Annotated in this window: 6 protein-coding genes; 3 read left to right on the forward strand and 3 right to left on the reverse strand. The window is 38.9% G+C overall.

The features are described 5' to 3' along the window. The first annotated feature begins 111 nt into the window (after positions 1–111). Positions 112–336, forward strand: coding sequence for a DUF378 domain-containing protein (locus tag A37Q_RS0105215; RefSeq protein ID WP_018299226.1), 225 nt, complete (start codon positions 112–114; stop codon positions 334–336). Between the two features lie 52 nt (positions 337–388). Here A37Q_RS0105215 and acnA read toward each other — a convergent pair whose 3' ends face one another. After that, complete coding sequence (acnA, locus tag A37Q_RS0105220; RefSeq protein ID WP_018299227.1) at positions 389–3,079, reverse strand: aconitate hydratase AcnA; 2,691 nt, start codon at positions 3,077–3,079, stop codon at positions 389–391. 105 nt (positions 3,080–3,184) lie between these two features. Next, positions 3,185–4,048 (reverse strand): methylisocitrate lyase, encoded by an 864-nt coding sequence (gene prpB, locus A37Q_RS0105225; RefSeq protein WP_018299228.1) that lies wholly within the window; start codon positions 4,046–4,048, stop codon positions 3,185–3,187. Between the two features lie 217 nt (positions 4,049–4,265). Between prpB and asnS the strand changes: the two genes are divergently transcribed. Together asnS and murJ are read left to right on the forward strand one after the other, a co-directional pair. Then, entirely contained in the window at positions 4,266–5,669 is a 1,404-nt protein-coding gene (gene asnS, locus A37Q_RS0105230; protein ID WP_018299229.1) for an asparagine--tRNA ligase, read from the forward strand. A gap of 2 nt (positions 5,670–5,671) precedes the next feature. Continuing rightward, a complete protein-coding gene (gene murJ / locus A37Q_RS0105235) occupies positions 5,672–7,216 on the forward strand; it encodes a murein biosynthesis integral membrane protein MurJ (RefSeq protein ID WP_018299230.1) in 1,545 nt (514 codons plus the stop codon). 1 nt (position 7,217) lies between these two features. Here murJ and A37Q_RS0105240 read toward each other — a convergent pair whose 3' ends face one another. Then, the gene (locus tag A37Q_RS0105240; RefSeq protein ID WP_476702575.1) at positions 7,218–8,699 is read right to left on the reverse strand and encodes a hypothetical protein; all 1,482 of its coding nucleotides are present in this window, start codon (positions 8,697–8,699) and stop codon (positions 7,218–7,220) included. Positions 8,700–8,921: the final 222 nt, after the last annotated feature.

The raw sequence follows: 8,921 nt of genomic DNA on the forward strand, positions 1-8,921 counted from the left end.
GATTAAAAATGTTTCAATTTATTTGTATATTTTGCAATTTCTATAATTTTGTCTATGGTTACTATGGGTCTTGTATCCAAACAAATGTTTAGTAACAAAGGAGAGATTCGTATGAAAGGCTTAAAATGGATAGCATTACTTTTAATCATTATTGGTGGAATTAACTGGCTATTAATTGGCGTCTTTAACTTCAACTTAGTCCACTTTATTTTTGCAAAAGTCTATGTTATTGAGCGGATTATTTATGTTATTGTTGGTATTAGCGCACTTATATGTATCCCTATGCTTAAAAGCTGTTGTGCGAAATCTTCCTCCGATACTAAAGATAAAGAATAAATAAAATAGAAACTAAAAAGGCCGATGATCATCGGCCTTTTTAATGCAGCTTTTATGCCATCATATTTTTAAGAACAGTTTGTAAAATACCACCGTTTTTCAAATAATCAACATCAACATCCGCATCCAGTCTTGCTAATGCTTCAAACACGGTCGTATGGCCATTATCATGCACAGCTTCAACCACCACATTTTGACGCGGCTTAATATCATCCAGGCCTTTGATCGTAAAGCTTTCTGTACCATCAAGCCCAAGTGTTTTTGCGCTTTGTCCATCAATATACTGAAGTGGAAGCACGCCCATCCCAACTAAATTAGAGCGGTGAATACGCTCATAACTCTCAGCAATAACAGCCTTCACACCTAAAAGGAAAGTCCCCTTAGCTGCCCAGTCACGAGAGGAGCCTGTGCCATATTCTTTTCCTGCTAGAACCACAAGTGGTGTGTTTGATGCTTTGTATTTCATTGCCGCATCAAATACATATTGAATCGAGCCATCTGGATGATATTTTGTTACACCACCTTCTGTGCCCGGCGCTAACAAGTTACGAATGCGAATATTAGCAAACGTACCACGCATCATAACCTCATGATTTCCACGTCGAGAGCCATATGAATTGAAATCTTTTTTCTCTACACCATGAGCCTTTAAATATTGACCCGCTGGATACTCCTCAGGAATAGCACCTGCTGGAGAAATATGATCTGTTGTTACAGAATCTCCCAACATTAAAAGCGTCCTAGCGCCAGTGATATCCAAAGAGCCCTTACCTGAATCTGCAAAGTTTTCAAAGAAGCTTGGACATTGGATGTAGGTTGATTTTTCATCAAACTCATATAACTTGCCTTCAGGGGCAGAGAGTTTTTGCCAATCTTCTGTTCCATCAAGCACAGTTGCGTAAGACTTTGCGAACATTTCAGCGTTAATTACCTTAGATTGAAGCTCAGCAATATCATGCGAACTTGGCCAGATATCTTTTAAATACACATCTTCACCATGTTGATCCTGACCAATTGGATCATTTTCAGGATCAAAATCAACCGTTCCAGCAATAGCATAAGCCACAACATGAATTGGAGATGCCAAATAGTTTGCTTTCACATCTGGGTTAATTCTGCCTTCAAAGTTACGGTTTCCTGAACCAACTGAAGTCACAACCAAATCACCTTCATTAATGGCATCAATAATCGGCTGATCAAGTGGTCCTGAGTTTCCGATACAAGTTGTACAACCATAACCCACAATATCAAACTTTAATGCTTCTAGATATTTTAACAGTCCTGATTTTTCCAAGTATTGTGTTACCACTTGAGAACCGGGGGCAAGTGAGGTTTTGACATATGGTTTAACTGTAAGCCCTTTTTCAACAGCTTTTTTTGCAAGAAGCCCAGCACCCAGTAATACCGATGGGTTTGATGTATTGGTGCAAGATGTAATTGCTGCAATTGCAACACTACCGTGCGTAATATCACAATCTAAACCCTTTACCTGTACTTTTTTCTTTGTTTCTTCTTCCGTTAAGCCAAAACCATGAAGTCCCGCTTCATGTGTTAAGCATTCTTTAAATGACTTTTTCAAATCATGCATTGCCACTCTGTCTTGTGGGCGCTTAGGGCCTGCTAGCGTTGAATCAACAGTAGACATATCAAGCTCAATAATGGTTGAATACTCAGGCTCTTCAGCACTATCATGACGGAATAAATACTGCTCTTCATATACCTTCTTAGCTAAATCGACATATTTCGCACGGTTAGTATTTTTGAAGAACTCAAGGGTGACATCATCTACTGGGAAAAAGCCCATTGTTGCGCCATACTCTGGCGCCATATTAGCAATGGTTGCTCTATCAGGTAATGGTAAGTGTTTTAGACCTTCACCATAATATTCAACAAATTTACCAACAACACCATGTTGGCGTAGAAGCTCAGTTAAACGAAGTACAAGATCTGTTCCCGTAACGCCTTCTCTTAACTTGCCCGTTAATTTAACACCAACAACATCTGGTAGCACCATATAATAAGGCTGACCTAACATCACAGCTTCAGCTTCAATACCGCCAACACCCCAACCCATAACGCCAACACCATTAATCATAGTTGTATGCGAGTCGGTACCAACCAACGTATCTGGGTATGCAACCAGTTCATTATCTATGTTTTTAACCAAAATGCCCTTTGCTAAGTATTCCAAATTCACCTGATGAATAATACCCATTCCAGGCGGGACAACCACAAAATCATCAAATGCTTTTTGTCCCCATTTCAACAAAGAATAACGCTCACCATTACGCTCAAATTCTTTTTCCACATTTTTCTTTAATGCATCTTTTGTCCCATAGTAATCAACCTGTACTGAGTGATCGATAACCATTGCAGTATCAACAAGTGGATTAATTTTATCTGCATTGCCACCAGCATCTTTAATTGCTTGGCGCATTGCTGCTAGATCAACTACCGCAGGAACACCCGTAAAATCCTGCATAACAACACGTGCTGGCATGTGCGGGACCTCTGGTCTTACTTTAGCTTTCGCATCCCAGTTTAGGACATTTTTGACATCTTCTTCTTTGACTTTATAGTTGTCGATATTACGCAGTTGGTTTTCAACCAACACACGAATTGAATAAGGCAAACGCGTAATATCTTTACCTGTTTCAGCTGCAAGTTTTTGCAGACTGTAGGCAATATATTCTTCAGATGCACTTTGAATGACAACTTTGGAGGCTCTTTTTAAATCGCTCATTCGGATTGCTCCTTTGCTATTTTGATTTGGACAATAAAACTGCCGCTATGTTAATGGATTTCGCTCCTGTTGTACAGACTGACAAGTGAGGATAGCAAACCATTTTTAGGCGGTTTCTCTTTGTATGTTATCGATTATATTTTCGTATTGTTGATAATTTAATATCTCATATAACTGCTCTCGTGTTTGCATTTGATCAATAATACTTTTTTGAGAGCCTTTATTAAGAATGCTATTAATTGCGCTTTCGGCTGCCTGATTCATCATTCTTGCTAATGTTACAGGGTAAAGTGCCATGCTTATTTCTACCTCAGTCAGCTCTTTTTGACTAAAGTATGGTGTCTCACCAAACTCTGTCATATTTGCCAACACAGGTGCCTTAACTGATTGAGTAAATAACTGATACTCATCAAGTGTGTGAAGCGCTTCGATAAAAATGCCATCGGCGCCAGCTTCTAAATAAGCATTTGCCCTATCAATTGCACCATTTAGTCCTTCTTTAGAAAAACTATCTGTTCTGGCAAGAACCATAAAATCACTATCTGTTTTCGCATCAACACAAGCTTTAATGCGATTGCACATTTCAGTTACGCTAACCAGCATTTTATTGGGCCGATGTCCACAGCGCTTTTGTGTTATTTGATCTTCAATATGAAGCCCCTTTGCTCCAGATTTGATAAGCTTTTTCACCACTCTTTGTGTTCCAAGCAAACCACCCCAGCCAGTATCGATATCAACAAGTAAAGGTAAATCACAAGCATCTGTTATCCGATCAACTTCAACTAATACATTATCAAATGAAGTCAATCCTAAATCAGGCAAGCCATACTGATTTGCCGATAAAACACCGCCTGATAGGTATATTGCTTCTCCACCCATTTTCTTTACCATCATCGCACTTAACGCTGTGGGTGTGCCAATGATAGGCAAAACTCTCTGCCTGTTATGTAGTAATGTTTTAAAATCCATCTTATTTCTACCTCTTGAGTTTTAAGCTACGCTCATAGTGTACTTTGCATACACAAATAACCCTAATTAGAAAAAGTATAGAATTCATTAGAAAATATATGCTATTTTATTTTCCTCTCAAAGAAACACTGTAAAATACAGGCCGATATGTATATAATCTCGTGACAAAATTTAAAATAAAAAGCCAATATCTCTATGGCAAATTTAGGCGATTATCATGAGTAATACTTACAGTATAAAGGCATTATTTTCAACACCTGAGCTCATTGAACAAGAAGTGAGTGTACAAGGTTGGGTACGCAGCAGGCGTGATTCCAAAGCAGGAATTTCTTTTTTAGCCATTCATGATGGCTCCACTTTTGACCCTATCCAAGCTGTCATTGATTCAAGCTTAGGCAATTATAAAGATGAGATTTTAAAACTCACAAAAGACTGTGCTGTCACAGTGACAGGCAAGCTTGTTCGCTCTCAAGGAAAAGGACAGTCTGTTGAGATTCAGGCTCTAGCAGTCAATGTAATTGGTTGGGTAGAAGATCCTGAAACCTACCCTGTGTCACCGAAAAGACATACGATGGAGTATCTTCGCGAACATGCACATCTTCGTGTTAGAACAAACTTGATTGGCGCTGTTGCCCGCATGCGACATACACTGGCCAATACAATTCATAACTTTTTTGATCAAGAAGGGTTTTTCTGGGTGAATACCCCTATTCTTACTTCCAATGACTGCGAAGGCGCGGGTGAGTTGTTTCGTGTATCAACCTTAGATGCACTTAAACCACCTGTCACAGATAATGGAAAAGTTGACTATACACAGGATTTCTTTTCACAGGAGACTTTTCTAACCGTCTCTGGACAACTAAATGTTGAAACGTACTGTAGTGCACTTAGCAAAGTCTATACGTTTGGACCCACCTTTCGTGCAGAGAACTCAAATACATCTCGCCATCTGGCCGAGTTCTGGATGGTTGAACCTGAGGTTGCCTTTGCCAATTTAAATGATGATGCTGATTTAGCTGAACGCTTACTTAAATATGTTATTACTGAGGTAACAGCAAAGCGAAGTGATGATATCGCTTTTTTTAATCAGTTCGTAGAAAAAGGCCTTGTTGATAAGCTTAAAAATGTACTTGATAATAAGTTTATTCGTCTTGAATACACTGATGCCATTGAGATTCTACAACAGGCTAAGAAAAAATTTGAGTTCCCTGTGACATGGGGGGCTGACTTACAATCAGAACATGAGCGCTTTTTATGTGAAGAGCACTTTAAATCTCCTGTGATTTTAATGAATTATCCAAAAGATATTAAAGCTTTTTACATGCGCCTAAATGATGATAATAAGACCGTTGCTGCAATGGATGTTCTTGTTCCTGGAATTGGAGAGATTATTGGCGGCTCACAGCGTGAAGAGCGCTTAGATGTCCTTGATAATCGAATTAAAGAAACTGGCGTTGATGCGAGCTCACTGTCTTGGTATCGTGACTTACGCCGCTATGGTAGTGTGCCACATGCAGGCTTTGGACTTGGGTTTGAGCGTCTTTTAGGGTATCTGACAGGAGTGCCTAATATTCGTGATCTTATCCCATTTCCTCGTACACCTGGCAATGCCAAATTCTAGGAATGTCACATAGCAAAAAACTTATCAAGCCAACACTTCTTATTGGCTTTTTCACCTTACTATCACGTATTTTAGGTTTTATTCGAGATATTCTATTTGCCAAATTTTTTGGTGCATCTGGCACAATGGAGGCATTTTTAGTCGCCTTTAGAATTCCCAACTTTATTCGAAGGCTTTTTACCGAAGGTTCCATCGCACAAGCACTTATTCCTGAATTAAATAAAAGAAGTATAAGTCAAAAAAGGCTCAATGCTTTTACCGCACAACTTATTGGAATCTTAGGGTTAGCCCTTTTTCTTCTTACTATTATTGGCATTGTCTTTTCTACGATACTTGTTTTGATATTTGCGCCTGGATTTGTTGAATCACCAGAGAAGTTTACTCTTGCAAATAACTTATTAAAAATCATGCTGCCATTTGTGTTTTTTATGTCCATAACATCAATATTTGCCAGCGTGCTTCAAACTTTTCAGCGCTTTTCTATCCCCGCGATCACACCAAGCATCTTGAATATTGCTATTATTACTGGACTTTATATTTCTTATTTATTTCATACCCCAATTTATGCCGTTGCTTGGTCTGTTACTTTAGCAGGAATGCTCCAATGCCTTATTCAAATCCCTTTTGTTCTTCGCCTTGGGATATCGCTGAAACCGGTTTTCAGGCGCCCTTCAAAAAAAACCAAGCGATTTTTTAAAAGCATTGCCCCTGCTATTTTTGGCGCCTCTATCGTTCAAATAAGTCTACTCCTTGATACTATTTTTGCCTCTTTTCTAGTAACAGGGTCCTTATCTTGGCTATACTACCCTGATAGAGTCAACCAGTTCCCGCTTGGCATTTTTGGCATTGCCTTAGCAACTGTTTTACTGCCTCACCTATCTAAAAAAATGAGTGTATCTGAGTATAATAACATCCTAAATTGGGGTATTAAGCTTGCGCTACTTTTAACCATACCGGCAGCAAGTGCGCTTTGTGTATTATCAAAACCTATTATAATTACACTTTTTTATCATGGTGAGTTTAGTTTTTTTGATGTTACGCAATCACAACGCGCAATGATTGCCTTTGCCATTGGCCTTATTAGCTTTATTTTTATTAAAATATTTATCTCGGCTCTATATGCCAAACAAAACACTACCTCGGCAATGAAGGTAGGTTTATTGTGTATACTGGTGAATATTATCAGCAACCTTATTCTAATTAGTCTTCTGAAATCACACGCCCTTGGCTATTTAGCCCTTGCCATTTCAACAAGCCTAACTGCAACAATAAATGCGCTTTTGCTCCTTTGGGTTTTATGCAAAAAACATCACTTTTCTCTACATCGCTCACAAGTACTACTAATTCTCCGTATTCTCATAGCGAGCATGATTATGTGTATTGTACTGATATTCATACAAGGGGAGATCAACTTTTGGCTATCTCATAGTACGCTTTTCAAGCTTTTGTATTTATTTGCAATAATCTTCATTGGCGCATGCATTTACTTTCTAAGCTTAATCATCCTTGGCATAAAGGTAAAAGACTTCTCCATAGCACATTCATAGTCTATCCAAAGTAGCGTAAAAGCGCATTTTTTAGTTTTGCTAATTCATATCTTTGTACATTTGCTGATATTGCTTTATCAAGTGCTATACTCGACACTGGGACATTAGTGGACTTCGTATTTTCTTCAACAGTTTGAAGACTCTTTTGCGCATCAGTCTCTGCTTTATTTTTTAGTGAATCATCTTTTTGAGCTAATTGATCACTTCTTTGGCTATTTTCACCGTCATTACTAGAGTTAGATGCGGTTAAAGATTCCTCTTGCTCTGGAAGCGTTTGATTGTCTAAGTCATCCTCCTGCACAGTCTCTAGCTCTGACTCAACTCTCACCTCTAGCAAATCATCTTCTTCATTGCGCTCTTCAAACAAACCTAAGTTACTAGCTGTAGATAAAATTGGCAGCTCAGAGTCATGAGATATTACAGGGGGTACTTTAAGTTCAGTAAGACTTTCATCGGAAATGACTGAGCGAATAGCCACCTTATCAGTTGAAGATGATATCACACTCTCTGAAAAGCCTTCATTGTCTAGAAAAGCAACTTTTAAGGAAAGCTGCTTACCTACATCCTCATCTGTTAATAAATACTCTATACTGCTAGCGCCATTAATCACTTCTCCATTGCGCAGCCACTGGTAATTTACTTCACCTACACCTTCAATATCTTCAATGTCAAAACTACCGCTCAGGAAGCTCCCTGCCTGCACCAAACCAGAAATAGTGACACTCCCAGTTGCACTATCATTCACAGCTATCACATTAATTGTCATTAGATAGGCTGTTTCACTATAACTCTCTCCATCACTTACTTTAAAATTAAAACTTGCGTAATTATCAGCATGCTCATTTTCACCTGACACAAAACGAAAACGTCCTTCATTTAAATGATCTGCACTGATAATTTGACCAGTGACTAGATCTTGCCAAGCATCTTGGTTACTGACATCATATTGCAACGTACCTTGCGTTACCAAAGAGGTAATTTGAATACTTTCAAGCGTATCTCCATTATCAATATCTGAGAAGTTGAAATCACTAGCAGAAAAGATATAACGTTGATCTTCATTAATATTGATTGTATTATTCTCTGCAGTTGGTGGAGTGTTTTCATCATTCACCGCATTCACTGTAATCGATACCGTATCACTATCCGTTAAAGGCGTGCCATCATTATCTGTCGACAATACGGTTAAGGTATCACTGCCATTAAAGTTTAAGTCCCCTTGATAACTCAAACTCGACAAAGTCGCATTAATATCACTTTGATTACCACTGATCGTTAAACTGCTACTACCATTTGCACCACTACTAATACTCGCGCTTCCCGATAAACTCACCGTTAATGTCCCATCATTCACACTTAATTGTGTCGAGGCCATGCCCTCAACATCCGAGACACTAATACCACTGATACTCAATGCAGTATCCTCATCTACACTCTGTGAACTAGGAACCGTATTCACCGGAGCATCATTCACCGCAGTCATACTCACCGTTGAGCTGATATTGGGTGCAGAGACATTATCATTATTTCCAACATTACTCCCACTGTCTGTCAAACTGGTAATGGTTACTACTCTGCTTGTTGTACTTGGATCTTCTGAGCTATGACTAAATGCTAAACCATCAATCAATGTCTCAACTGCAGCNGTAGATAAACTCGCCCCACTAAAGCTAACCGTGGCCGTACCATTTAAAACACTCACACT

The sequence above is a fragment of the Fangia hongkongensis FSC776 = DSM 21703 genome (genome assembly GCF_000379445.1).
In the GTDB taxonomy this organism is placed as follows: domain Bacteria; phylum Pseudomonadota; class Gammaproteobacteria; order Francisellales; family Francisellaceae; genus Fangia; species Fangia hongkongensis.

Bases quoted from the DNA above. Each gene is read 5' to 3' on its own strand.
- A37Q_RS0105215 (WP_018299226.1), top strand. From the start codon at position 112: ATGAAAGGCTTAAAATGGATAGCATTACTTTTAATCATTATTGGTGGA.
- acnA (WP_018299227.1), bottom strand. From the start codon at position 3,079: ATGAGCGATTTAAAAAGAGCCTCCAAAGTTGTCATTCAAAGTGCATCT.
- prpB (WP_018299228.1), bottom strand. From the start codon at position 4,048: ATGGATTTTAAAACATTACTACATAACAGGCAGAGAGTTTTGCCTATC.
- asnS (WP_018299229.1), top strand. From the start codon at position 4,266: ATGAGTAATACTTACAGTATAAAGGCATTATTTTCAACACCTGAGCTC.
- murJ (WP_018299230.1), top strand. From the start codon at position 5,672: ATGTCACATAGCAAAAAACTTATCAAGCCAACACTTCTTATTGGCTTT.
- A37Q_RS0105240 (WP_476702575.1), bottom strand. From the start codon at position 8,699: ATGACTGCGGTGAATGATGCTCCGGTGAATACGGTTCCTAGTTCACAG.